The organism is Aerococcus sanguinicola, assembly GCF_008726925.1.
In the GTDB taxonomy this organism is placed as follows: Bacteria; Bacillota; Bacilli; order Lactobacillales; family Aerococcaceae; genus Aerococcus.
Genome location: NZ_VYWO01000005.1, coordinates 132,713 through 158,144, shown reverse-complemented (window position 1 = coordinate 158,144; position 25,432 = coordinate 132,713). Strand labels below are relative to the sequence as shown.

Here is a 25,432-nt window from a genome sequence, read left to right as displayed (position 1 = left end):
TTATGAAATATCGTATTCACTGATAAATTCTATTTTAAAATCCAAAATAAAAACCATGCATGACAAAAATCACACATGGTAAAAATTTATTTATTTGCCTGTCTACTTGACAGGGGGCAGTTCACCCCGCTCGACTTTTTTCTTTTCTATTGAGTCCATGGGCCCTGGTCTCCAAGCAAGCCCGTGGCCTTTTTTTGTGCTATCATGGGGGAGGAATGGATAGGCTCAGTTGAAAAATTGAACTTTAGCTGGGCACAAGGTATAATAGATTAATGAAAAAGCGCTTGAATCGTATGTTAATTCATGAATTAAAGGAGTGCAAGCATGAAAAAGGTGTTAATCGTTGATGATGAAAAAGCCATTTCAGATATCATCAAGTATAATTTGGAAAAAGAAGGCTATGAGACCTATGTGGCTTCAGATGGGGAGATGGCCTTGGAATATTTTGAAGAGTATGATCCTGATCTGATCTTGTTAGACCTCATGTTGCCTAAGAAGGATGGGATTGAGGTCTGCCGGGAGATACGTAAGGAGAGCCAAGTACCTATCATCATGCTGACTGCTAAGAGTGATGAGATTGACAAGGTCTTAGGCTTGGAAATGGGGGCGGATGACTATGTGACCAAACCCTTCTCTAACCGTGAACTCTCTGCCCGGGTGAAGGCTAACTTACGACGGTCTGCCATTGCAGCAGAACCAGAGACGAAAGAAGAGAAGACCCATAACATCGAAGTGGGCGATTTAGTCATCCATGAAGAAGCTTACATGGTCTCTAAAAATGGGGAAGATATTGAATTAACCCACCGGGAATTTGAACTTCTTCACTACCTTGCCCGCCATATTGGCCAAGTCATGACCCGGGAACACTTGCTTCAAACTGTCTGGGGCTATGACTACTTCGGGGATGTCCGTACGGTGGATGTGACCGTCCGTCGTCTCCGGGAAAAAATCGAAAGCTCGCCTTCCCATCCCGAAATCTTGATGACTAGACGGGGTGTCGGTTACTTTATCCAAGACCTTAACCAGGAGTAAAGCATGGCAAAGAAAGGTATCCCATTTTATAAATCGGTCCTCTTTAAGATTCCAATGATCTTTATTCTAGTGGTGCTGCTCTCACTCCAAATTATTGGGGCTTATTTTATCAAGCAACTCGAGTCTGAAATGCTGGCTTCTTTTGACGAGCAAGTCAGTGTGCAAATGAGTTTCTTAGAGGAGAGTGCCCGCCCTATATTGGACGATGATAACTTGGATAACCAGGAGAAGGCAGACCGCTTAAACACGATCTTTCATCGCTTCAATTCCAATAACATACTGGAATCCCAGATATTGGACCGGAACGGTTTTTTAGTCGCGAGCTCCAGTCCCAATAGCCAGGCACACCTGGGCCAGCGGGTGACACGCGAGGATATTGACCAGACCCTCTATAATAACACCGCTTCCTCACGTGAAATTTATGATGCCGAACAGAATATCCTGGTGAAGCAGTATGTCGCCCCTATCCTATCTTCCGATTCTTCTGGACAATTGGTGGGGGTTTTGAATTTAAGGGTCAATATTGAGAGCGTTTACCGACAGATTCAAAATATTATTATTATTTATCTGTCCTCGTCGGCGGTCTCCCTCCTCTTCACCATTGTTTTGGCCTTCTTGATATCAACGGGCATTACCCGACCGCTCAAAGCAATGAAAGACCAAGCAGAAAAAATTGCGGACGGAGACTTCAATGGACAGGTCCAGGTCTATAGCGACGATGAGATCGGTAACTTGGCGGAATCCATTAACTACTTATCCGTCCGCGTGAAGGAAGCCCAGGAATCGACAGAATCAGAGCGCCAGCGTTTGGATTCGGTTCTCAAGCACATGACGGATGGGGTGATGGCAACGGACCGGCGGGGGCGGATCATCCTAACCAACCGCAAGGCCCTAGACTTTATTTCCTCCTCAGAAGAAGAAGTCATGGGCCACTCGATTATGGAAGTCCTCCACTTACAAGACCGCTATAGTTTCCGTGAGCTCTTTGATAGTAATGACGAGATTCTCATGGATATGTCAACCCCTGACCAGGAATCTGTCATTAAGGGCGAGTATTCCATCATCCAACGGGATAGCGGCTTTATTTCCGGTTTGGTATGGGTCCTGACAGACGTTACTGAAAGAGAAAAAATCGAACGCGACCGCCGGCAATTCGTATCCAATGTCTCCCATGAATTGCGTACCCCCCTAACCAGTGTCCGCTCTTATAGTGAGGCCCTGGCAGATGGGGCCCTAGCTGACCAAGAGCTGGCCGTGGAATTCTTAGGCGTTATTCAGAATGAAACTGACCGCATGATCCGCATGATCGGGGACCTCCTCCATTTGTCTAATATGGACTCTGGCAAGGAACAGCTCAACTTTGAATTGGTTTCCTTTACCGCTTTGGTCTCCCATGTCTTGGACCGCTTTGATATGATGGTCCAGTCGGGACAGTTTGGCTCTGACCGCCCCTTCACCATTGTGCGTGAGCTAGCAGGGGAGGAATATTTTGTGGAGATTGACCAGGATCGGATGACCCAAGTGATCGATAATATTATTAACAACGCCATCAAGTATTCACCGGATGGCGGGACGATTACGGTTCGGCTGATGTCGACCCATAATGAAGTTACCCTCAGTGTCCAGGACCAGGGTTTGGGTGTGCCACAGAAGAGTATTCCCCATCTTTTTGACCGCTTCTACCGTGTAGACAAGGCTAGGTCAAGAGCCCAAGGAGGAACTGGCTTAGGTCTAGCCATAGCTAAGGAAGTGATCGAGATGCACCATGGTCGCATATGGGTCAATAGTATTGAGAATAAGGGGTCGACCTTCTTTGTCAGTCTCCCTTATGTTGAAATTTACGGAGAGGATGAGTGGGACGCATGAGAAAACATTGGGGACGTTTTGTCAATACGATCTTAATCTTACTCGTTGCATTCAGTCTCTTGGCTACTTTTGCTATTTTTAGCCCAACCTTTCGCATTTTTAATTCTTGGCCTAGTTTTGGTCAAGACAAGGGCCAGGACCAACAGACCGTCGCAACAGGTACACTCAATGTGGCCCAACCGAGTTCAGCTCCCTTGCAAGTTGTGTTCTCGCCTAAGTCTGTGATCTTCCATGATAAGGAAGAGGGTTTTGTGAAATCCTTCAAACCGGACTTGATTAAGCAACTCACCCAGCCCCTCTTCGACTTATCGAAGACTATTGATGCCAGTAAGATTAAGGAAGAGGAAACAGACAATCTCCGTCAAAGCATTGATAAGAAGGACTTTATCGAATTTGAGTTTTCGGATGAAATTCCAATCGCTTTCTTACTCAAGGACGCGCCAGAATTGGATGCCTCCCACCGTGACTATGTTTTCGATCGCATTATTATGTCAGCCAACGCCAAGCAGCTTTATCTCTTGAATGAAAAGAATGATAAGGCCTTTACGGTCGAGGTCCAAGAAGAGGGGCCCATCCAAGACATCCAGGACCAGCTTAAGCAAGACAAGGCCAGCTTCTATGCTGTTCAACCCTTTGAATGCCGGGAGGGGCGGGTTTATTTAAGTAAGGAGAGCCAGGAATTAGATGTGCTGACTTACATGGTTGAAAGACAGCCTATTTATTTTTATTTGAATAAGCTCTTTTCTTCACCTGAGAACATTCATGATTACAGTGATGCCAATTATTCGCGCTACTTCTCTGAGGGCAAGAGTCTGCTATTGGATAATAATAGCCTGGAACTAGTCTATGCGAGTGATCAAGGTAAAGGAGACCCCCTCCAGCAGTATGAAGCCATCCAGGAAAGCTTCAACTTGCTCAAAGACTTCCAACCTGCCTATGATTCTTGGAAGTTTACGGACTTTAATGCGGATAACCAACAGATTGTCTTCCGCAAATTCATTGCCGGCCTTCCTGTCTTCGACCCCCATAATGTATCCAAAATTAAGCTAAAAATAAGTGACCAAGGATTGATTGGCTTAAACTTATCAGCCCTGACCATACAAACCCCTGTGACCCCCTTGTCTACACCTGTGCGGCTAATGAGTGGCAAGGATGTGGTTAGGATCCTAGCTGAAAATAATTATTCAAGCCAGGAAATTGATATGGTCCAACTCGGTTACCGCTGGGTACGTAGTGACAAGTCTAATGCACTGGTGGAATTAGTTCCAAGCTGGCATGTCAAGCTGAAGGGGCGCTGGCATATGCTGGACAATCTCGTGGATATGTCTAAGTACGAGGACTTGCAGACGATTTACTCAGATAGTAAAGAGCATGTGAATATGCAGGGTTTGACTGACCATAAGGATCGTGAAGCAGGCGAAGAATCTGAAGATATTTCGCTGGGGCAAGACCAAGCTGAGGATTAGGAGGAGAGTCATGGATTTTAGACGGATACAATACATATTGATTGTGGCTTTCTTGATTTTGGATCTCTTCTTATTGAATATCTTTGTCAGCAAGAATTCGATTTATTTTCCAAATGATTCCAATCGGTCGACAGCCGCTAGTGTACAAACTGAGATGAATCTGAATGAACTAGCGGAAATTCCTTTGTCGGATGAGGCGGGTGAGCTTCCTTTTGTAGCTGCTCAATTAGACTTGGAGGCCTGGCAGGAAGCGGCTGATAAACTAACAGACCAAGAAGTCACTATAGATTCTAAGGGACGCTTATTCAGCAAATTAGACCGGCCCCTTCCCCTTCCTGCTTTAGATAAAGGCCTGGCAGAGGATTCCTGGTCGGAGACTGACTTTAAGGAGCTGAACGACTTTAAGGACAGCCAACAGGTTCTGAATGGCAAAGACTATCACTTCGCCTACTATAATCCGAGAAAGTCGACGGTTACCTACTACCAAGAAGCCTATGATGGCCATGGAATCATTGATGGGAGCGGGGACTTAATCTTCCACCTCAATGATAAGCTGGAGGTTGATGCTTATGAACAGAGCTATGCAGGCGAGACCCAAGTCCAAGGTGAAAACCGCCCGCTGATTTCAGAGAAGCAGGCCATTGAGAACCTCTACCTCAATGATGAGATTCCCAACAAGGCCAGTGTTGTCAAGGTCAAAATAGGTTACCGGACGAGTCTAGCCTTAGACCAACTCCATATGTACAAGCCCATCTGGACGATTTACATTAAGCACAATGATGATGAAGTTGAAACGGAATATGTGGATGGCATCAATGGGACAATTATCCAACCCCAAAGCAGTGCAGGAAGCTAGAAAGGAGCAGCCATGACCAAAAGCTATGTCAAAGCAGGAATTTTCGTCCTGGTCCTATGGCTAGGCCTCTTCCTAGCGGGTCCTGTTCAAGCCAAGCAGGTCAACATCACAGACTACCAAGTTGACCTAGCGAGCGACGAACACGGTGTGATAAAGCAAACGGAAAGGATCACTTATGATATCCATGGCCAGGTGGACCAGGTCCGCCATCAAATCGCCCTGGGGGATGTGGGCGAAATGGAGGCTCTGAAGATTGATATGCGGAGTTCGGATGCCAAGTCAGCCTTTCCCTTTGCTTTGAGTGATTCGCATGAAGTCGGGACTTTTTTTGCTCAGCAGGATGATAGCATGCTCCAGGTTAATGTTTTCAACAAGATGAGTGATAGCCAACAAATTGCACGCTACCAGTCCACGATTAATCGTAGCTGGACCAATTATGGTGACCAAGCGATTTTGAGCTTGCCCCTCCTATCAGCACCTGGAGCAGTGGATGAGGCCGTGGTCCGCGTCAAATTCCCCCAAGCAGTCAAGGCCGAAGAAGCACAAATCCTAACCAGTCCCCAGCAAAAGACCCAATGGCGCTGGTTGAATGATAAGGAGTTAGAGATTCAAGTCCGTGATAAGGGGGCGGGGGAGAGTATCCTTCTCCAGGCTTATATTCCAGCCCAAGTCCTGGCTAATAACCCTACAGTGGGGCCTGAAAGTAAGGGGCAAACGATTGTTCAGGAGATGGACCAGGAAGCTGAGAAACGGGCGAACAAGCTGAGACGGCAGTCGGTCTTTATTTGGGGTATGCTGGCCCTCTTAGTATTGGCCTTGCTGATTTTGGCCTATTTCTTGCTTCGAGAGAAGTACCGAGTGGCCCAAGAAGCGGCCACTTATCCTCTGCCTCTGGGATCGGTCCACCCCTACCAAGTCTTAGCTTTAAGGACGAAGTCGACAGCCAAGTCACGCTTTTATGCTAGCCTCTTTAACCTTTACCAAGAGGGCCTAGTAGACCTAGCCTACCAGGATCAGGGGAAGAAGCAAAAAATTGACCTCCTGATCCAAATTCAAGTTGACCAGGCCACTAGTCCACAAGATCAAGCACTATTATCAGTTGGGCAGAGCCTAGCGGGCGGGCAGGCTTTCTATGTCTCTGACTTACTTGAGACCAAGCAACTTAGGCAGGCCCTGGTTAAAGACCAAGCGCGCCTGATGAGTTCAGGGCGAGTCAAATTTTTCCCGAAAGCCCGCCGCAATAAGTGGTATCGGCTCCTGTTCTTAGCCTATCTCATCTTAGCCCTGGCTTTGACAGTGGGGGCCTTGGTCTTGATGCTAGAGATGGATACCTCTTATGGGGCCCTGCTTGGCTATGGGCTCTGTCTCCTTCTTGCCCTTGTTCTCTACCGGAAGGCCCTGCCCATCTACACGCCACAAGGGCTTTCCCGGCGACGGACAGTCAAAGCCCTAGTTGAAGACTTAAAGAGTAAAGAATGGACGGACCAAGAGCAAAAAGCTTCAGAGGCTGAGCTCAGCCAAGGCTACTTACTCTCATGGTTTACAGGGACAAATGATTTGTACTATAATAAGCTAGTAGCTAACGGATATTTACCAGGCCAGGTCCAGTCTTGGCCAGACGCCTTGTACGATAAAGATTTAACGGACTTGATTTGGAAATAAAAGCTAGAACCATTCAGGGGAGACCGAGTGGAGGAGGGGAGGCGACAAGCCTCGAGCAGTAAGACCTCCTTAAAACTGACGTCTGCCCTGACTTTTTTTATAAAGAGAATCTGACAAAAGTCGCTTAGAACGGAGGCAATGGATCGGACAGTATGCGTGAAGCGGCCATCAGAGCTGACTTTTGGAGCAGATATTTTTGGAAAGTACTTTACTTTTTAGAGGTGGGAGCTTTTATCTCGACCTCACGATTGCTAAGAAGGGATGTTATAATGACTTCAGAAGATTTTTCAATGCGAATTTCAATGTTAGCCAGCGGGAGCTCCGGCAATGTGACCTATGTTCAGACCCCCAAGCGCGAGATTCTCATTGATGCGGGTCTGAGCGGGAAGAAGATCGAGCAATTAATGGCCAGTATCGGCCGGTCCATGCATAATATTGATGCAATCTTTGTGACCCATGAACACAGCGACCATATTAAGGGGCTAGGGGTCTTGGCGCGACGCTACAAGCTTGCGATCTATGCTAATGAGGAGACCTGGCTAGCGATTGGCGATAAGTGTGGTAAGATTCCCCTGGACCAACGCTTTGTGATGGAACCGGGGGAACTGCTTACCCTAGGAGACTTGGATGTGGCCAGCTTCGGGGTGAGCCATGATGCTGCCCAGGCCCAATTTTACGCCTTCCAAAAGGACCACAAACAGTTTGCTATGATGACCGACCTAGGCTATGTCAGTGACCGGCAGCGCGGCTTCTTGCGGAATTGTGATGCCTACCTGATGGAAAGTAACCATGACACGGATATGCTTAGGATGGGACGTTACCCTTGGCATTTGAAGCAGCGGATCTTGAGCGATAGCGGCCACTTGTCCAACGAAGCGGGAGCGGAAGCCCTGTCCGAAATGATTGGTGATAAGACCAAACACGTCTATTTGGGGCATCTTTCCAAAGATAATAACTTGCCCGAGCTTGCCATGCAGACAGTGACTTCAGTCTTAAGGGACCACGACTTAGGGGTCAATGACCAGTTCCTCCTGCATAATACCCATCCAGATGAAGCAACCGGCTTATTGACTTTATAAAATAGCCATAATAAATTTCACAAAGATTTCATAATTATCACATACAATAAAGCAAAAAATGAGAGTTAGGGGGTAGCTTAATGCCTGAGGACAATCAAAATAAAACATCGCTCAAAAAAATATGGACACCAGCTATCGTAGGAGGTTTAATTGGGGCCAGCCTGGTTGGAGGCGTCGGCTATGCGAGTGGGGCTTTTGACCAAGTCACTTCACAGGATGAGGTTGAAGATATCGTCCACAAGGAATTAGCTAAGCAAGGACAAGGCCAAGCGAGTCAAGAAGGGGGCGCCCAGAAGGAAGCCTCGGTCAATATTACGACCGATGTTTCAGCTATTGTCGATGAGGTCAAGGGCTCAGTCGTTTCGGTCGTTAACCTGGCGGATACGTCAAATAATGAGCTCTATGATCTTTTTGGCTTTAGAAATCCTGCCAGCCAATCGACCCAGAACCCCGAAGACCAATATGCAACGGCATCTGAAGGCTCAGGGGTTATCTATAAGGTAGAAGGTGACCGCGCCTATATTGTGACGAACAACCACGTGATCGACGGTCAAGACGCCCTGGAAATTATTACCAGTGAAGGGGAACAAGTTCCTGCTAAACTTGTTGGGGCAGATAAATTTACAGACCTTGCTGTCCTTTCGATTCCAGCAAAATATGCCAAAACAGTGGCCCAGTTCGGCGATTCCCGCGCCCTATCTGTAGGGGAACCTGCCATTGCCATCGGGTCCCCGCTGGGCTCAGATTTTGCTTCAACGGTAACTTATGGCATTATTTCCGGGCTCGATCGGCAAGTGCCTGTTGACCTGGACCAGGATGGTAGCGCGGATTGGCAAGTCAATGCTATCCAAACGGATGCTGCCATTAACCCTGGCAATTCCGGGGGGGCCCTGGTGAATTCGGCTGGGCAATTAATTGGGATTAATTCGATGAAGATTTCGACGGCTAATGTTGAAGGGATGGGCTTCGCCATTCCAAGCCATGAAGTCCAAGGGATCATCAGCCAGTTAGAAGAGAATGGCAAGGTCATCCGGCCAAAATTTGGGGTACAGATGACAGACTTGCGTCGGATTCCACTGGACCAACAAGAAAACTTGTTGAAACTGCCAAAAGAAGTTGAAAATGGTGTTGTCATTATGGAAGTAATCTCCAATACACCCGCCTCTAAGGCAGGGCTCAAGCCTTACGATGTGATTACCAAATTTAATGGGGAGGATGTCACATCAACGGTGGACCTCCGTCAAAAACTATATAGTACAGACCCAACCGCTAGGGTAACCGTTGAAGTTTACCGTGAAGGCCAACCAGTTGAAGTAGAAGTTCAACTAGAAGCCCAATCATCCAATGAAGCACCAAGTTAAGCGAAAAACCTTAAACACGCGATCTATCCGTGTTTAAGGTTTTTTTATTAAAAGATTAGCGGCCTGTGCATAAATATGTGGGCAAGTTATGCACAAGGCTGTGTATAAGTCGGCTAAAAACAGTGGAAAACCCTCCATTGAGGGCCTAAGCTTGTGCATAGCGATGTGCAGAAAATTGCCGACTAGAACAGAGTGATTCCTTTCGTCGAGTCAAAAAGGCAAGAAATGGGGATTTTTACTTGTGGAATTGTTGATAAGCTTGTGGATAAGGCTTGCCTGTTACAAAAAATCTGTTCCACTAAAGAATAAAAAGACCTGCAGGCAGTTTTGGTCACTGCTTGCAGGTTGTGGCATTATGGAAAGCTTATAAACTTAAAGCTTTTCTAGGTAGTCAATCTGTTGGAAACGGTCGCGGTTGACCACGGCAACGACTAAGTCATCGGGACCGAAGTGGTAGTCGGGATCAAACTTTGTGTTCAAGGTTTCCTTGATTTGTTTACGCAGACCGATAATATTAATATCATAGTGGCGGCGCAGGTCGAGCTCATCCACAGTGTGGCCTAGCCATTTTTGCGGGACCCGGAATTCGACGATAGCTGTTTGGTCATCGAGCTTAATCATATCCTCTAGGGAGTTCCGGCTGAGGACGTCAGCGATATGTTCTCCTGATTCGATTTCTGGCAGGACGACCCGGCTGACCTTTAAGGCTTCGAGGACCTTGGCAGCAGATTGGTTCTTGGCCTTACAGATAATAGTTTCAATGCCGAGTTCACGGGCATTGATGACGCCTAGGACACAGGATTCTAGATCGCTACCGGTCGCAATGACGATGACATCACAATTGCCGAAGCCGCTTTCGCGCATAAAATCTATGTCTGTAAAGTCTCCGATCGAAGCGATGGTTAGGTCATTTTCTAAAGCGTTGACGATTTTTTCATCGCGGTCACACGCGATAATGTCAATGCCATTGTGGGAGAGATTCTTAGCTAGGGCAGAGCCGAAGAGGCCCAGCCCCAGGATGCCAACCACACGATTTTTTTTACTCATTTCATTCACCTATCCTATAATAATATTTGTTTTAGCGTACTGGATATCAATTTTTTGGCGTTTGCGTCCTAGTAAGACCAAGAAGAGGGTCATCGGTCCAATCCGTCCGATGTACATTAAGAGCATGAGGGTGCCCTGGCTGGCCATGGACAAGTTCGGGGTCAGGTTACAGGAGACACCGACTGTCGCTAGGGCCGAAATGGCTTCAAATAGCAGGTGGAGATAGGGCACTTGAGGATCAAAAGTTAAGAGCAGGGCGCTCCCTGTGAAGAGGAGGGCAACATACATAAGAGCAATGGCAAAGGCCTTGCGCACGGTTGGATCGGGGATGGTATGGTGGTCGAAACTCACATACTTGGACTGGCGAACTTCCTTCAAAGCCAACATAAGGGTTAGGGCGAAAGTTGTCACCTTCAAGCCACCAGCTGTCCCGCCTGCACCGCCCCCGATAAACATGGTCAGAACAAAGATAAGCAGGCTAACAGGATGAACCTGGGTGTAATCCACACTAGCAAAGCCAGCCGTCCGCATGGTGACCGTTTGAAAACAAGCCACCATGATCTTGTCCAGTGGGTTCAAAGGCCCAATCGTATTTGGGTTGGACCACTCAACCAGGAGGAAGAGGAAGCTGCCTAGACCAATCAGGAGGACTGTCAATCCAAGGACAAGTTTGGTATGGGGGCTGAGATGCTTGATAAAGTAAGAAAATTTTATATTTTTATGTTGATGGTAGAAGCGTTGGACCTGCTGGCTAATATCGAACCAGACACTAAAGCCAATGCCTCCGAGGACAATGAGAGCCATAATAGTCCAGTTTAGGACAGGGGCGGTTTGATAGTCCAGCAGGCTGTTGTTCCCCATCAGGTCAAAGCCGGCATTACAGAAGGCGGAGACAGCTGTGAAGAGACTATGGAAAAGCCCTCGAGCTAGGCCAAAGCGGGGGACAAAGAAAGAGGTCAGGAAAACTGCCCCAATCCCCTCAATGACCAGGCTGTACTTGACAATCCGGCTCAGAAAGCTGGAAAGATTATCCAGTTCCGAGTGGTTGAGGGCATCTCCAGCTGCCATTTGGTTACGGATATCTAAGCGTTGGCCCAGGCTGTGGTAGACGATGCTGATGAGGGTCATGAGTCCCAAGCCCCCCGTTTGGATGAGGACCATCATGACAAGTTGACCGAGTAAATTGTAAGAATCGTGGATGGACTGGGTCCACAGCCCGGTCACGCAGACCGCTGAGACAGAAATAAAGAGATTATCCCAATAGCTAGCTTGCGACGTCGCCGTCTGGCAAATAGGTAGGCTCAGCAAGATTGAGCCGGTGAGGATAACCACTAAGAAGCTCAGGGCAATCTTTTGTGAACTGCCCAGCTTATTTAAGAATTGAACCATGACATGTTTTACTCCTTTTATAACTTGGGGATAGCCAAATGCTTGGCGGAAATGATATTATATTAGCGACTTTAGGCAGAAAAATAAAGCAAAGTTTAGTAAAAAGATAAAAATGGCCTATTATCTGACGGATTTTGCATAGAATGGATGGATTAGCATGCAAGTAAAACTGATCGTTGTTGGAAAACTAAAAGAAAAGTACCTCAAGCAGGGCATTGCAGAGTATGCCAAGCGCCTCCAAGCTTATTGTAAGTTTGACATGGTTGAAGTCAAGGATGAAGCGACCCCCGAAGAAGCTTCAGAGACAGAATTGGATCTGATTCGCAATAAGGAAGGGGACCGTATCCTCGCCAAAATCAAGCCCGATGACTTTGTCGTCCACCTAGCTTTGGATGGCGAGCTCTTGGATTCAGAAGGCCTGGCTAAGAAATTGCAGACGGCCATGACCCACGGCAAAAGCCGCTTTGTCTATGTTATTGGTGGGTCGGTCGGTACAAGTCAAGCAGTCCGCCGCCGGGCCGATTTAAACCTAAGTTTCGGTCGTTTAACCCTGCCCCACCAACTCATGCGACTGGTCTTGGTAGAACAAATCTACCGGAGTTTCCGCATTCAAAACAACCAACCCTATCATAAATAAGATAGGGTAAATTTAAGGATAAGAAAAGCTCGCCTTTCGCAAGAGAGGCGAGCTTTTTGACTGAGTGAATGCAGTCTGATAGATGTCATTTAACTTTGGCTACCTGATCTACTGATTTTGTCAGCTGTTGAAGCGGCTATTATTGTTGGTCGCCTGCTGCAGGTTCCTCAGCATTGGAGAAGAAACTTTTGACAAAGGCGACAATCTGGTCCCAAATGCTCTGGGCATCTTGGGCTAATTGTTCTTTATCCGCATTGTCCCAGGCTGATTTAGCATTCTGGATAATTTGGTCACCATTCTTCAAGAGGTCTTGGCCAAATTGATTAATGGCATCCTTTTGTTCCTGGGTCAGTTCAATCTGACTAAATTGTTGCATTAAGTTAATGATGGACTGTTTATTTTCTTCTGAAATGACGTCATTTAAATTATAGTTATTGATAATGTTATTGACAATCACTTGGATTTGTTGGCTATCAATCTGGCCATTGTTTTCGTCCTTGGCCTTTTGGATTTCGGTCTTGATTTCTGCGATAGCAGCATTCATAGCTTCGTCAGAGAAGCCCTCTTTGCCCTGGTTTTCTTCATTGATCTTGGAGGTGGTGGTCAATTCGTCTTGGGCCACACTTACTGCCTTATCATTCAGCTGGTAACCTGCATCTTGGAAGGCCTTATAGACACCAGCTAGGGCACCGGACCCATCCACAGCAACAGCTGAAGCCACCTTAATGTCAACATCTACGGCTCCGGCGGTCAGGGCTGCATTCTCATACTGGATAGGGGTAATGGCTGTGATCGTTTGTGGGGTCACAATTTCAACAGTAACATCCCCATTGTTCTTAGCTGGGGTGATATAAGCTGAGGAATAAACCTGGCGGTAGGGGTAATTATCCTGCAATAAACCATTCAATTCATTGATATTGACTTGGATTTCTTTAGCCCCATCTTGGACGCCCAAGGCTTGTTTGGTCTCTTGGTATTGGCTTTGGTTTAAGCTTTCGCCATAGGTAAACATGGGATTGATTTGAATCTTATCAGCAAGGACAGTGGGCACCAAGTTCAAGCTGAGCACAGCCAGGCTTGCACCGAGGGCCACTTTCTTCATTAATGCTTTCATTTGTATAACCTACTTTCACATTTTGTGTCTTCATTATAGCACGCTTAGCCTTTAAGGCTTTTAGTATTTGCTTAAATTCTTCCTAAAAAAATCTAAAGCTCCAAGTCCTTCAGTTCTTCTGGCCGGGCAAGCTCTTGGGGATCAACGATTTGATAGCCTTGGTCTTTCAAGCCTTGGATAATGGCTGGCAGGGCTTCTGCTGTCCATTGGGTGTCGTGCATAAGGATATTGGCCCCGGGCTGTAAGAATTCAGATTCCAAGGTTTGCTTGGTGAGTGCTTCAGCATCCTGGTAGTCGGCTACCCAGTCATAGCCAAAGGACCAGTTCATAGGCTGCATGCCAAATTCTTCCATGAGTCCATCGAGGGCTGCATTGGTCGAGCCAAAGGGCGGACGGAAGAAGTGAACTTTTTGACCGGTGATATTTTCAATGGCTTGGTTGGTGGCTTGGATTTCTTCGCGGGTTTGTTCAGCTGAGAGATCATTGAGGTTGGCATGGGTTTGGGTATGGTTGCCAATCACATGGCCCTTGTCTGCAATGGCCTTGATGGCATCACGGCCTTCTTGGTCCTCCAGGTACATGCCGTTAGCGAAGAAGAGCCCTCTCACCCCAGCATCTTCGAGGTGGTTGGCGATAGTTGGCGCATTGCTGGTAGGCAGGGGGCGGGGAACGTCATCGAAGGTTAAGAGGACCACATTAGGGTCGGCATCCGCGATGGGACGTACGCTATAAGTAGTTGGATCGATATAATATTTGGGGGCTTGCCTCTCAGTCTGACTGTCGTTCTTGGCATAAGGTTGGTCAGTCTCTTCTTCGCTCGCTTGCTTGCAGCCGAAGAGGCAAAGGGCTAGGAGCGCTAGCAGGGCCAAAAAGTTTCGTTTTTTCATAAATTTTCTCCTCCAAAGCATATTCCCACTTGATTCAACAAAAAGCCGGATCAAAGTGTGGTAAAATGTAGGTATCCAATGTCAGATGGCCAATACAAACCATCATAATTGTAACTCTATCATACCATAAAGGAGGAAGTCTGCACATGGATCACAAGAAGCAATACCGTCTTCTTCGCTATATTGAGGACGATGCCCATATTTCTCATAAGGCACTCGCCAACGCATTGGAAGAAGATGTGGAAACTGTATCAGCTACCATTGCGGAATTAGAACACTTAGGCATTATTTCGGGTTATAAAACCATGATTAACTGGGACGCAACAGAGAGTGACTATGTCTCAGCCATGATTGAAGTATCGGTGAACTTACACAAGGGCGCCTCTTATGAGGAAGTGGCTGAAATGATGTACCGCTTCAAAGAAGTCGAAGCCCTTTATTTAACCAGTGGCGCCTACGACTATATGCTCTTAACCAAGCGGGCACCCATGCAACAAATTTCTCGTTTCGTTAATAAATTAGCTTCAATCGATGAGGTCTCTGGTACGGCCACCCATATTGTGATGAACCGCTACAAGGACCATGGCACCATCTTTGAGAGCAAGCTAAAAGATGGGGAACGGTTGGTGATCTCTCAATGACAAAGAGCCTCAACCAAACAGTTCTTGATATGGCGCCTTCTGGGATACGCCGTTTCTTCAATGTGGCGAATGAAGTGCCAGGGGTCATTTCACTAGGTGTTGGGGAGCCGGACTTCGATACGCCTTGGACAGTCCGCCAGGCGGCTATTAAGAGTCTCCGCCAAGGTCGGACCTTCTATACCGCCAATGCAGGCTTAATCGAATTACGCAAAGAAATTGCCAAATACATTGACCGCCACTATGACCTCCATTATGATCCAGAAGAGGAACAGATTGTGACCATCGGCGGCAGTGAAGCGATCGACTTGGCTTGTCGGGTCCTGGTTAACCCAGGGGATGAGGTAATTGTGATGGACCCTAGCTATGTTTCCTATCTTCCTTCTGTTCAGTTGGCAGGAGGGGTCCCTGTTCCTGTCCGCTTGAAAGCAGAAGATAAGTTTGTGATGCAGGCTGAACAGTTGGAAGCAGCGATTACGGATAAGACCAAGGCAGTCATTCTCAATTACCCAAATAATCCAACCGGAGCGGTCTGTCTGAGAGAAGATATTGAAGCTTTGGCTAAGGTCATTATAGACCATGACCTTTATTGTATTACCGACGAGATTTATTCTGAAATCTGGTATGCAGACGAAGCCTACACTTCTATTGCATCGATTCCAGGTATGAAGGAACGGACGGTCTATGTCAATGGTTTCGCTAAGGCCTTCTCCATGACAGGTTGGCGCTTGGGCTATGTCTGTGCCCCTAAGGAAATCACCGAACAGATGCTCAAGGTCCACCAATATACTATTATGGCGGCACCAACGACCTCCCAATACGCAGGGATTACGGCGCTGAAAGAGTGTGACGATGAGGTCGCAGACATGCGGGATGACTACTACGAACGGCGTAACTTCTTAATGAGCCGCTACCGTGAGATGGGTCTGCCCTGCTTTGTACCAGAAGGCGCCTTCTACACCTTCCCAGATATTCGCGAATTCGGCATGTCCAGTGAAGAATTTGCATTGGAATTGTTAGAGAGAGAGAAGGTTGCTGTTGTCCCTGGTTCTGCCTTCGGTGAATCAGGAGATGGTTTCTTGCGGATTTCTTATGCCTATTCTATTAAAGAACTCGAACGCGCTATGGATAAGATCGAAGCTTTCATCCAAGAATTACGCGCTGAGAAAGGCCAATCCGGTCAATAAGACGGCAACAAGATAGGGCCTAGCCCTTGATTGAGCAATCGCTTCTTTAGCTAAGAGGTTGGGACAAAAGTTCCAGCCTTTTTCTTTTTGGCGCGAGTGGATGAGGCGTCCCTCTGAACAGAGCCGTGCTATAATAGAGCCAAGTTTAAGGGAGGTGCCAGCATGCGCTTAGTGGAGTATATTGAGGCGAATAGTGACCAAACTTTTGATAAAAAGCCCCTCAATGAAGTTGATATTGCGGCTTTAACTGAATTATCGAATTTAGAGATGGATGACCTGGTACCAGCGGATCTGACGGGTGGGGACTGGGTGTCCTTAGTCCAGGTCCAAGATTGGGTCGCTAAGACCTACCAGCCGAATACCCGGGATATCTGGTCCTTTATTAGTCAAGGCCGCCATGATGTCCTCGATGCCTTAGTGGCAACAGAGCGTTATCGTAAGCTGCGCCTCTATGGCTTTCGCAGTCTCCTAGACCAAGAGAAAGCGGTCCAATTTGCGGCTTTGATTGTCGAAATCCCCGGCTATAAGAAACTAGTCATTTTTCGGGGAACGGACAACCATATTGTCGGCTGGCAGGAGAATTTTATGCTGGCCTACCGTAAGACCATGCCCTCCCAAGGGGCAGCCGGGCGTTATTTGGCCCAGGTCCTGCATCAGGATGATCAAGACTCGCTTATTATCGCTGGACATTCTAAGGGGGGAAACCTGGCCTTGGCTGCTGCTATCCAACAGGAGGCCCAAGACCAAGAATTAATTGAAGGCATTTACGTCCTAGATTCCCCCGGTTTTTACAAGGAGACCTTTGACCAACCAGGCTTTCGGCGGATCCAGCCTAAGGTCTACGAATATCTACCAGAAGATTCTTTAATTGGAATCATCTTACATACAGCTACAGCGCCAACCATTATCAAGAGTGGGGGGATTTCTCTCCTCCAGCATCTGCTTCAACTCTGGGAAATCGAGGGGGACCAGTTTGAGCGGGTAGAATCGACCACGGTGACTAGCCAGCTCAGCCAGGAAACCCTCAATATTTGGATGAAATGGCACGGCCCTGAGGAAATCGAATTGCTGCTGACCTTGTTGTTCGATGCCCTCTATAATACTGGGGTCCTTCGCATCACCGATATTTCGGAAAACTTTCGCAGCTTTATTAACCGTCTCTATGCTGAGGCCCGGAAGCTGGAACCGGGCGAGCGGCGCTTTATGTTAAAGACCTTAAATGACTTGCTTTTGATCTGGGAGGACCTCCACCAGGACCGGCTCTACCAAGTCCAGACCCGGCACAAAGCCTTATCACTCTCAGCGGATATCCACTTGCGTTTGAACCGGCTGAACCGCGACCAGTCCTTGGCCAGTGTCCTGATTGGCATGGTCTTAATCGTGATGGGGGCTTTTCTTTTCTTGAAAGCAGATAAGGACCTCCATGTTTTTGCCCTTGTCTTTCTCTTAGGTACGGCCTTATCAGGGATTTGGGACCTCCGCCACTTCTACCAAGCGGGACGCAAACACCTCCACTATGGCAACTTATTAACGGGGAGCTTTTCCCTGATGACTTGTCTCTGGGGGATCTATGACTATAGCCAGGGCAGTCAACGGATCTTTCCCTATGTCCTGGGGGGGTGGATGTTTGGTATGGGCTTAGTCCGAGCTTATCAATTTTTCCGGCTCCGCTATGAAGATTCGCCAGTGCCTATCTGGGGTAGTCTCCTATCTCTGGCAGGGATTTTTGTCGGCTTACTCCTATTGGGGCATCCCGATTTCAGTCTCTTTCTGCCCGACCTCCTCGCTCTGGCCTTCATCGTCCAGGGGGTTCAGATGACAGTCAGTTACTTAATCTACCGTAAGGAAAGCGACCTCTATCGTTTTATTGACCAGACCAAGCGTGAGCATTTGGATTGAGTCAAAAGCTCTTTCATGATAGCTTAAGGCTAAATCAAGGAGAGGAGCTTGTTATGTGTACAGGGATTCAGATGACTTACCCCCAAGGCGTGGTTATGGGCCGGACCATGGATGTGGAAGGGCCTGTTCCATGGAATATGATTTACCAGCCAGCAAACTATCCTGCAGTCGATGATATCTACCATGGCGGCAGCTACTATGGCCGCTATGCTCGTCTAGGCATCGGCTTTAGGGACCGAGACCCGCTGAAAGAGGGCATCAATGACCAGGGGCTCATCGGTATTACCAATGAATTTGTGGGGCCAAAAGCCCGCTTTGCTAAGGAGCCTCAAGCAAACAAAAAGAACCTCACTAGCTACCATTTCTTGACTTATGCTCTGGCTCATTATGGGTCGGTCCAAGAGATGATAGATGATTTGGACCAGATCCAGCTCAGCAAGCATGACCGTGATGGCCAGCCCTTAATTTGTCCAGACTTTCATTATATGTTTACCGATAGCAGTGGGGCGTGCTTGGTCCTAGAGCCTGACCGGGGCCAGCTAGTGGCGACTTCAAATCCTTATGGTGTGATGACGAATTCACCCCGTATCGCCAAACATTTCCAAGCCCTGGAAGCGACCCTGCCCCTGGATAATTTGCGGGCTTTCAATGCAGCTAAGGACTTACCTGGAGGCTATGACCCCAAGTCACGCTTCATTAAGGCTTACTATCTCAAGGCTTTGCTGCCAGCTGCTGAAGATGAGGGACAGGCTCAGGCTGGGGCCTTCGATGTCCTAGCTGCTCTAAGCCTTCCCCGCGGTTTCCTCCGCCCAGGGGCTAGGAGCGAAGGAAGCTTTACACGCTACAGCTCAGTCTACGCTAGTCAGAGCCAGACCCTTACCGTTCGCTCGGGGACCAATCCCATGCCCTACCAAGTGAGCCTCAAAGATCTCGACCAGGAAAAAGACCGCCGTGCCTTCTTCCTAGCCGACTCTTTCCAGGCCTGCCCCTTAGGAAGCTAATCTAGTCTATACAAAAAAGCCAACCCCTATTTGAGGGAGAGTTGGCTTTCGTTTTCTTCTAATTCTTCTTGGCAAGGGCTGGATAGCCGGTTTAATTCATCCTGTAAGGCCTGGGCTATCAATTCGCGCTCCTTGCGAAATTTTATCCGTCCGGTGAAGCGTAAGGGCCGGCCAATTTCAAATTCCTTCTTGTACTTATTGGCCACCAGAGGGATGAATTGGATGCGTTGGCCGTACTTTTTGTAGTAGAGCTGGTCGATCGTCAAGAAACCTTCATAGAGCTCTCCAATGCTTTGGTCACTGTTTTGGTAGTCGATATCGGGAAAGATGGCAATCGGCTGGCCAGCTTGGAGGCTAGCGACGGATTCCTTAAAGGTCAGACGGATTTTTTTACTCTGACGGTAGACAGGGATCGACCGGGCGCTCTTGAGGAAGAAGACGCTGATCCGGGCGGTAGGCCAGGCCAGACACTTGGATAAGGCTTTTGGAAGGCCGAAGCGCTTGTGGAAGGTATAGGAGCTGAAGTGCCGGTAGCAGCTTTTGACTTGGGTTAACTTAGCAAAGACCCAGGGCCGCATAAAGACAGGTGTCCAAACCATGAGACGCAAGGGTCCCTTGAGGTTTTCATGGTGGGAAACGAAGATCGTCGGTTGGTCGAGATCAGGTAAATCTTCGCCATTAAACTGGTATTTAGGCAGGAAGAGGCGGACAAAGCGTCTTAGAAGTCTGAGACTCCAACCAAAATGTGCTGCCATAAAATCAACTCCTTAACCCAGCTGCTGGACGACTAGTCGGAAGTCTGGGAATATCTTAAATAATCGTTAAGACTATTCTATCATAAGCATAGCCTAGAACCACGTATAAGCCCTTAACTTGGGCCAAAAAATCTTGCCTAGCAGGCTTTTATGTGCTTTACTGGAAGAAAATTATTCTGAAATAATCGCAAAGAAGGTGGTTACCGATGACAAAAAAACACTATCCAACCGAACAGCTTGAAGTAGAGGTCAAAGCCCTGGATGACAAAGGAATGGGCCTGGCAACTTACCGCTTCCCCGATACCGATCAAGGCAAGGGACGCAAGCTAAAGCTCCGTATTCCCAAGGCCTTGCCCGGGGACCGGCTCTTGATCACAGTCCCCAATGCCCGGGGTCGCCGCCGGGCATGCCTAACTTATGACCGAATCCTCCAGCCTGCGCCGAGTCGGATTGGGGGCTATGAACTCGAAGGGCCCCAAGTCGGAGGGGCGCCGCTTGAATTCATGGCCTATGAAGACCAATTGACCTTCAAGCAGGCCATGGCCCAGAATTATCTGGCGGACCAGGGCTTCGATCCCGACCTAGTGGGAGAAGTTTGGGGGATGGCGGATCCCTACCATTACCGCAATAAGATCGAATTGAGCTTCTCTAAAGAAGGCGCACTGGGCTTCTTTGCCCAAGGCGACCAGTATCAGATCGTGGACTGGCAAGACAATCTCCTAGCCCCTGAGATCTTTATGCAGCTCAAAGAAGAGGTCCAAGACTGGCAGAAGCGCTGGGGACTAGCGGGCTATGATAAGAAGTCCAAGCAGGGTCTCTTGCGCCAACTCCTCCTCCGCCAGGGTCAGCAGAGTGGGGAAGTGATGTTGGCCTTATTCGCTAAGGAAGCGAGCGACGACTATCCTGAAGCGGTGGCGGACCTGATCTGGCGGATGGGAGCCTATACCGAAGTGAAGAGTCTGATGTGGATCAAGAATACGGAAATTGCTGACAAGATGGGCGCGGACCAAGTCACTATCCTAGCAGGGCGGGACTATATCCGCGACGAATTAGCCGGCTTCCACTATCGGCTCTACTTCGATACCTTCTTCCAGCCTAATCCTAGCCAGGCCCAGCGCATGATTGACCTGGTTCTCGATTGGGCAAACTTGACTGATGAGAGCCAAGTTATCGACCTCTTCTGTGGGGTAGGGACCTTCAGCCTGCCTCTAGCTAAGCAAGCCAAGGCCTTGGCCGGGATTGAAATTGTCGATCAATCGATTGCATCCGCCAAGCGTAATGCCCGAGAGAATGGGATTGACAATACCCAATTTATGGCCCGGGATGCCCGTCGCGGCCTGACCGAAATTGAAGAAGAATGGGTCCAAGCAGACCTTCTTCTCCTCGATCCTCCCCGCAATGGGGCAGGCGGCAAGGTCATGCGCCGGATTGGCCGTCTGGGGACGGATAAGGTCATCTATGTGTCCTGTAATCCGAAGACCTTGGCTACAGATATGGCTTGGCTCAGAGACTATGGCTATGAGCTCTCAAAGATCCAACTGGTTGACCAATTTCCCCATACCCAGCATGTGGAGACTATAGCGTTGATACAAAAGATGTAAATATAGAAATCCTGCATTTTAAGCAGTTTTATAAGCATTTTGTCTTCGATAAAGATGAAGAAGGATACGTCAAAAAGACCCAAAAAAACTACATGGACGTAAGAGTAGTTTTGCAACTGGTATGAGGAGACACAAAGAAAAATATAATAAGATAAAACCCATTTTATACTTTCTACAAGAGTAGCTTAAATAAGGCTGCTCTTTTTTATTTTAAAGAGAGGAGGTAGGAATGAATTTTGATTATTTTTATAATAGGCAATCTGAAATGTATAACTTCATTAGGTTACCTATGGTATTAATGGAAGATGAGATTTTTGAGAGCATTTCTATTGAAGCTAAAGTTTTGTATTCATATATGCTTAATCGAATGGGTCTTTCATATAAAAATGGCTGGATAGATGAAGATGGAAAAGTCTTTATTTACTACACAATTGAAAGTATAAAAGATCAATTTAATTGTGCGAGTGAAAAAGCAAATAAATTAATAGCTGAACTTGATATTAAATCAGGAATAGGACTGATTGAAAAGAAAAGACAAGGACTTGGAAAGCCTAACAGAATTTATGTTAAAGACTTTATGAGCATATTTAATAATATGGAATTAAAAAATCAAGAAGTTCGAAAAACAAAATTCCAGAAGTTCGATAATCGAAATTCAAGAGATTCGAATATCGAAAGTCAAGATTTTCGAAAATCGGAAGGTAACTATAACAATATTAGTAATAATGAGTTAAGAAAGAATGATTTTAGTAAAGGGCAAAAGCCTTATGGAATATATAAAAATATATTTTTGACTGATGAAGAATACAAGGACTTAACAAATGAGTTAGGAAGTAGAATTAATGAATACATTGATAGATTGTCGTCTTATATGAAAGCGAATAACAGAGCTTATCAAGATCACAAGGCAACGATAATCAATTGGTATCTTAATGATCAGGCGAAAAGCATTAATGACAAATCAACAAGAAAAATGAATTACGATATAGGAGAGAGTTTATGAAAAGCTTAAAAGATTTTGTATTAAGAGAAAATGATATTGAAAGAAATGGACATATCTATTGTAAATCATGTAGTAAAAGAGTCGATGGAGAATTAGTTGACCTTGGATTTACAAAGTTTATTCCCAGAATTAAATGTGAATGTGAAATAAAAAGAGATAAGGAAAATGAAGAAAGAGAAAGGCTGATGAAAATATCAACACTTAAAAGAGATTGCTTCTCATCGCCAATCCAACACCAATATACTTTTGAGAAATTCTTAAATGAAAAGGGACAAGCCTACAAGGTTGCTTACAATTACGCCAAAAGCTTTGAGCAAATGAAAGAAGACAATGTTGGACTTTTATTTTATGGAGATGTTGGCAGTGGAAAGACTTATCTTGCTTGTTCTATTGCAAATGAATTAATCGAAAGAAAGCAAGTTAAAGTTAAGATTATGAATTTATCTCAGGTTATAAATCAAATACAAAAATCTGCATTTAAGCTAGATTCAAATGAAATAATAAGTAACCTCTCTAATATCCCTTTGTTAATCTTAGATGACCTTGGAATTGAAAGGTATACATCTTATGCAAGAGAACAAGTATATAACATTATAAATTCAAGATACTTAAAGGGTAGGCCGACAATTTTTACTACAAACTTATCATTGGAAATTATTCAAAATCCAAACATTGACCTTGAGTATCAGAGAATATATTCAAGAATACTTGAAATGACAATACCAGTTAAAGTTACGGGAGAAGATTTTAGAAGAAAAATCCATCAAGAGAAGTTAAGAAAATATAAAGAGTTACTTTTATATGGAGGTGGAATAGATGATTAATGAAGAAGTATCTAGGTCGAGCCTTAACCTTGAAGTAAGGCTTGCAAAAGCAACAAGTAAAGCAATTCTTGATGCCTTAAAGAAAGTACACAAGCAAATAGAAGAACAAGGAGGCTTGAAAAATGTAATAAAAAATAATGGAGAAGAAGTAAAGCTAAAAGATATGGTTAAAAAGGGACAGTTAGAAGAAATTAATCTAAAAGATCCTGAGTTAAAAGAACTAAAGAAAATTTTAAACAAACACGGAGTGAAGTTTTCTGTTATGAAAGATAAGGAAACTGGCAACCACTCTGTGTTTTTTCAATCTAAGGATATAAAGGTAATGGAACATGCCTTTAAAAAAGCAGTTAGGGCTTCTGAAAGAAAGGCAGATAGAAAAGATTCAATAACGAAGACAATAAATAAGTTTAAAGATATGGCTAAAGACACCATCAGTAAGGATAAGGTTAAAAATAAACATAAGGAGCAAAGCTTATGATAAGTAATCTAAAAACATTTGAAAATAAGAATTTTGGGAAACTCACTGTTATTGAAAAAGATGGTGAGTTTTTCTTTATAGCAAATGAAGTAGCAACTATGCTAGGATATGTCAATCCCAGAAAAGCTATTTATGACCATGTAGACGAAGAAGATAAGGGTGTAACGAAATGGAACACCCCTGGAGGAATACAGAATATTTCAATAATTAACGAATCAGGATTGTATTCACTTATCCTCTCATCAAAACTACCACAAGCAAAAATATTCAAAGCTTGGGTAACTAGAGAAGTCTTACCAAGTATTAGAAAAAACGGAGGATATATAGTAGGGCAAGAAAAGAAAACTAATGAAGATCTACTTGCAGATGCAATTCTTGTAGCCAATAGAATTATTGCTGAAAGAGAAGAAGAAATTGAAGAATTAAGACCAAAGGCAGATTATTATGACAAATTAGTAGATTATAACCTACTTACAAACTTTAGAAATACTGCCAAAGAGTTAGGAATACCACAAAATCAATTTATAAGTTTTCTAATGGATAAGGGATTAATTTACAGAGATAAGAAAAAGAAACTCTTACCTTATGCAGATAAGAACAAGGGATATTTTGAAGTAAAAGAATGGATTGATCCACTAGGTACACTTGTAGGAATACAAACATTAATAACACCAAAGGGAAGACACTACCTACTAATTTTATTAGATAGTGAAGGTTTCTACGATGAATAAGATATTAGAAGCCATTCTTTCTGATATTAAAAACCTAATTAAAATAGACAACCCAAAGAAATTTATATTATCAAACATTCCCTATCTATCATTCTTCTACATTGGAAATATCTTTTCTAAGCACATTAATTCTTATGTAGGAGGAGATATTATTGATAGATTAATGGTGGGAATTTCTGATATAGGAACTTTATCTTATATACCAAGCCTTAATCCAAGGGACTTGTTAGTAGGTATATCAGTTGCTGCTACTGTTAAGCTAATTGTTTATAGCAAAGGTAAAAACAAAAAGAAATATAGGCAAGGTAAGGAATATGGCTCTGCTAGATGGGGAGAAAGCAAGGATATTGCTCCATATATAGACCCTAAGTTTGAAAACAATGTACTAATAACTAATACCGAAAGACTAACAATGAACTCAAGACCTAAAAACCCTAAATACGCTAGAAATAAAAATGTATTAGTAATAGGTGGTTCTGGATCAGGTAAGACAAGATTTTATGTAAAGCCAAATCTAATGCAAATGCACTCTTCCTATGTAGTAACAGACCCTAAAGGCACACTTGTGCTAGAGTGTGGAAAAATGCTTTATGAAAATGGATATGACATAAAGATATTAAATACAATAAACTTTAAAAAATCTATGAAATACAATCCCTTTGCTTATCTTCGATCAGAAAAAGATATTTTAAAACTTGTTCAAACCATAATTGCTAACACCAAGGGAGATGGAGAAAAGGCAGGAGAAGATTTCTGGGTAAGTGCGACTTGTTCGTAGGTAGTAAAAAGCCTACACATAAACTGTTAGCGGTTTATGAACTGGTAATTTGATAGGTGGAATGATGGGGTAACGCCTTGAAACGCCTAGTCTTGATGGACATGTGTCGACTGTAAAGGTCGGGGTGTGAAGCTCCATGAC

Annotated in this window: 22 protein-coding genes and 1 pseudogene; 18 read left to right on the top strand and 5 right to left on the bottom strand. The window is 45.5% G+C overall.

Features of this window, described 5'->3' with window-relative positions; genetic code table 11:
* Window positions 1–324: 324 nt before the first annotated feature.
* The 7 genes from yycF (at window position 325) to F6I03_RS08120 (ending at window position 9,322) form a co-directional block, all read left to right on the top strand.
* The gene (gene yycF, locus F6I03_RS08150; protein ID WP_070431200.1) at window positions 325–1,032 is read left to right on the top strand and encodes a response regulator YycF; all 708 of its coding nucleotides are present in this window, start codon (window positions 325–327) and stop codon (window positions 1,030–1,032) included.
* 3 nt (window positions 1,033–1,035) lie between these two features.
* Window positions 1,036–2,898, top strand: a complete 1,863-nt coding sequence (gene walK / locus F6I03_RS08145; RefSeq protein ID WP_070626235.1) for a cell wall metabolism sensor histidine kinase WalK — start codon at window positions 1,036–1,038, stop codon at window positions 2,896–2,898.
* Window positions 2,895–4,364: a YycH family regulatory protein gene (locus F6I03_RS08140; protein ID WP_150983105.1), complete on the top strand. Its 1,470-nt coding sequence runs from the start codon at window positions 2,895–2,897 to the stop codon at window positions 4,362–4,364. Before walK ends, F6I03_RS08140 begins: the two co-directional genes overlap by 4 nt.
* A gap of 10 nt (window positions 4,365–4,374) precedes the next feature.
* The gene (locus F6I03_RS08135; protein WP_083290588.1) at window positions 4,375–5,220 is read left to right on the top strand and encodes a two-component system regulatory protein YycI; all 846 of its coding nucleotides are present in this window, start codon (window positions 4,375–4,377) and stop codon (window positions 5,218–5,220) included.
* A gap of 12 nt (window positions 5,221–5,232) precedes the next feature.
* The gene (locus tag F6I03_RS08130) at window positions 5,233–6,882 is read left to right on the top strand and encodes a DUF2207 family protein (RefSeq protein WP_070431204.1); all 1,650 of its coding nucleotides are present in this window, start codon (window positions 5,233–5,235) and stop codon (window positions 6,880–6,882) included.
* A 269-nt stretch (window positions 6,883–7,151) separates the two neighbouring features.
* The gene (locus F6I03_RS08125) at window positions 7,152–7,961 is read left to right on the top strand and encodes an MBL fold metallo-hydrolase (RefSeq protein ID WP_070431205.1); all 810 of its coding nucleotides are present in this window, start codon (window positions 7,152–7,154) and stop codon (window positions 7,959–7,961) included.
* A gap of 80 nt (window positions 7,962–8,041) precedes the next feature.
* Window positions 8,042–9,322, top strand: coding sequence for a S1C family serine protease (locus tag F6I03_RS08120; RefSeq protein ID WP_070431206.1), 1,281 nt, complete (start codon window positions 8,042–8,044; stop codon window positions 9,320–9,322).
* 372 nt (window positions 9,323–9,694) lie between these two features.
* Here the strand turns inward: F6I03_RS08120 and F6I03_RS08115 are convergent, their stop codons facing one another.
* The gene (locus F6I03_RS08115) at window positions 9,695–10,369 is read right to left on the bottom strand and encodes a potassium channel family protein (RefSeq protein ID WP_070626233.1); all 675 of its coding nucleotides are present in this window, start codon (window positions 10,367–10,369) and stop codon (window positions 9,695–9,697) included.
* A gap of 9 nt (window positions 10,370–10,378) precedes the next feature.
* Complete coding sequence (locus F6I03_RS08110) at window positions 10,379–11,758, bottom strand: TrkH family potassium uptake protein (RefSeq protein WP_191622032.1); 1,380 nt, start codon at window positions 11,756–11,758, stop codon at window positions 10,379–10,381.
* Between the two features lie 157 nt (window positions 11,759–11,915).
* On the opposite strand from F6I03_RS08110, the gene rlmH reads away from it, so the two are divergent.
* Complete coding sequence (rlmH, locus tag F6I03_RS08105) at window positions 11,916–12,395, top strand: 23S rRNA (pseudouridine(1915)-N(3))-methyltransferase RlmH (RefSeq protein WP_070626231.1); 480 nt, start codon at window positions 11,916–11,918, stop codon at window positions 12,393–12,395.
* 139 nt (window positions 12,396–12,534) lie between these two features.
* On the opposite strand, the gene F6I03_RS08100 is transcribed toward rlmH, so the two are convergent.
* Both F6I03_RS08100 and F6I03_RS08095 read right to left on the bottom strand, forming a co-directional pair.
* The gene (locus F6I03_RS08100) at window positions 12,535–13,509 is read right to left on the bottom strand and encodes a DUF1002 domain-containing protein (protein WP_070431209.1); all 975 of its coding nucleotides are present in this window, start codon (window positions 13,507–13,509) and stop codon (window positions 12,535–12,537) included.
* A 92-nt stretch (window positions 13,510–13,601) separates the two neighbouring features.
* Complete coding sequence (locus tag F6I03_RS08095) at window positions 13,602–14,396, bottom strand: polysaccharide deacetylase family protein (RefSeq protein WP_070431210.1); 795 nt, start codon at window positions 14,394–14,396, stop codon at window positions 13,602–13,604.
* A 146-nt stretch (window positions 14,397–14,542) separates the two neighbouring features.
* On the opposite strand from F6I03_RS08095, the gene F6I03_RS08090 reads away from it, so the two are divergent.
* From F6I03_RS08090 to F6I03_RS08075, 4 genes are all read left to right on the top strand, one after another.
* A complete protein-coding gene (locus tag F6I03_RS08090) occupies window positions 14,543–15,037 on the top strand; it encodes an Lrp/AsnC family transcriptional regulator (protein ID WP_070431211.1) in 495 nt (164 codons plus the stop codon).
* Complete coding sequence (locus F6I03_RS08085) at window positions 15,034–16,221, top strand: aminotransferase class I/II-fold pyridoxal phosphate-dependent enzyme (protein WP_070431212.1); 1,188 nt, start codon at window positions 15,034–15,036, stop codon at window positions 16,219–16,221. The genes F6I03_RS08090 and F6I03_RS08085 overlap by 4 nt, the downstream gene beginning before the upstream one ends.
* Window positions 16,222–16,383: 162 nt before the next feature.
* Window positions 16,384–18,120, top strand: coding sequence for an Mbeg1-like protein (locus F6I03_RS08080; protein ID WP_070431213.1), 1,737 nt, complete (start codon window positions 16,384–16,386; stop codon window positions 18,118–18,120).
* Between the two features lie 53 nt (window positions 18,121–18,173).
* Window positions 18,174–19,121, top strand: a complete 948-nt coding sequence (locus F6I03_RS08075; protein ID WP_070431214.1) for a linear amide C-N hydrolase — start codon at window positions 18,174–18,176, stop codon at window positions 19,119–19,121.
* 26 nt (window positions 19,122–19,147) lie between these two features.
* Here the strand turns inward: F6I03_RS08075 and F6I03_RS08070 are convergent, their stop codons facing one another.
* The gene (locus F6I03_RS08070; protein ID WP_070431215.1) at window positions 19,148–19,876 is read right to left on the bottom strand and encodes a hypothetical protein; all 729 of its coding nucleotides are present in this window, start codon (window positions 19,874–19,876) and stop codon (window positions 19,148–19,150) included.
* A 206-nt stretch (window positions 19,877–20,082) separates the two neighbouring features.
* Here F6I03_RS08070 and rlmD point away from each other — a divergent pair, with 206 nt between their 5' ends.
* The 6 genes and pseudogenes from rlmD to F6I03_RS08040 form a co-directional block, all read left to right on the top strand.
* Entirely contained in the window at window positions 20,083–21,477 is a 1,395-nt protein-coding gene (gene rlmD / locus F6I03_RS08065) for a 23S rRNA (uracil(1939)-C(5))-methyltransferase RlmD (protein ID WP_070431216.1), read from the top strand.
* A 229-nt stretch (window positions 21,478–21,706) separates the two neighbouring features.
* Window positions 21,707–22,480, top strand: a complete 774-nt coding sequence (locus tag F6I03_RS08060) for a replication initiator protein A (RefSeq protein ID WP_070431217.1) — start codon at window positions 21,707–21,709, stop codon at window positions 22,478–22,480.
* Window positions 22,477–23,304 (top strand): ATP-binding protein, encoded by an 828-nt coding sequence (locus F6I03_RS08055; protein ID WP_070431218.1) that lies wholly within the window; start codon window positions 22,477–22,479, stop codon window positions 23,302–23,304. The genes F6I03_RS08060 and F6I03_RS08055 overlap by 4 nt, the downstream gene beginning before the upstream one ends.
* A complete protein-coding gene (locus F6I03_RS08050) occupies window positions 23,297–23,782 on the top strand; it encodes a PcfB family protein (protein WP_070431219.1) in 486 nt (161 codons plus the stop codon). Before F6I03_RS08055 ends, F6I03_RS08050 begins: the two co-directional genes overlap by 8 nt.
* Window positions 23,779–24,513, top strand: coding sequence for a phage antirepressor Ant (locus F6I03_RS08045; RefSeq protein ID WP_000625112.1), 735 nt, complete (start codon window positions 23,779–23,781; stop codon window positions 24,511–24,513). Before F6I03_RS08050 ends, F6I03_RS08045 begins: the two co-directional genes overlap by 4 nt.
* Window positions 24,506–25,279, top strand: a pseudogene (locus F6I03_RS08040) (type IV secretory system conjugative DNA transfer family protein); the annotation flags it as partial. The gene F6I03_RS08045 and the pseudogene F6I03_RS08040, both read left to right, overlap by 8 nt.
* Between the last annotated feature and the right edge of the window lie 153 nt (window positions 25,280–25,432).